The 746-nt window shown below is 62.8% G+C and carries 1 protein-coding gene; it reads right to left on the bottom strand.

Annotated features, from left to right (window positions below):
* Positions 1-746, bottom strand: a 746-nt coding sequence (locus AB4Z27_RS29220) for a bifunctional UDP-4-keto-pentose/UDP-xylose synthase (protein WP_441646007.1), incomplete at both ends; no start/stop codon positions are given.

The raw sequence follows: 746 nt of genomic DNA, 5'->3' as shown, positions 1-746 counted from the left end.
ACCAGCGTACGCGCCTCCACCACCTTGTCGCGGTAGGCTTCGAAGATGCGGCGCAGCGCCTGTTCCATGTTCAGCTTCGGCTGCCAGCCCAGTTCTTCCATCGTGTTGTCGATCTTCGGCACACGGTGCTGTACGTCCTGGTAGCCCTTGCCGTAGAACTCGCCGGAGGACGTYTCCACGATCTTGGTCTTGCGGGCCTCTTCGGCGTACTCGGGGTAGTCGGCGGCCATCTTGAGCATCATCTCGGCCAGTTCGCGCACCGAGTGGATGTTGGCCGGGTTGCCGATGTTGAAGATCTTGCCGCTGGCCACGCCGTTCTTGTTCTCGATGATCTGCATCAGGGCCGAGATGCCGTCCGAAATATCGGCGAACGCGCGCTTCTGGGCGCCGCCATCGACCAGCTTGATCGGCTCGCCCCGGACGATATGGCCCAGGAACTGCGTCACCACGCGCGAGGAGCCTTCCTTCGACTCGAAGATCGAATCCAGCCCGGCGCCGATCCAGTTGAACGGGCGGAACAGCGTGTAGTTCAGCCCTTCCTCCATGCCGTAGGCGTGGATCACACGGTCCATCARCTGCTTGGAGCAGGCGTAGATCCAGCGCGGCTTGTTGATCGGGCCGTAGACCAGCGGGGACGCTTCCGGGTCGAACTCATCGTCGGCGCACATGCCGTAGACCTCGGAGGTCGACGGGAACACCAGGTGCTTCTTGTACTTCACGGCCGCGCGGACCATCGGCAGGTTGGC

The organism is Cupriavidus sp. KB_39, from assembly GCF_052114485.1.
Classification (GTDB): Bacteria; Pseudomonadota; Gammaproteobacteria; order Burkholderiales; family Burkholderiaceae; genus Cupriavidus.
Note: the sequence above shows the minus strand (reverse complement) of the source record. Positions and strands in the feature narration are given on the sequence as shown.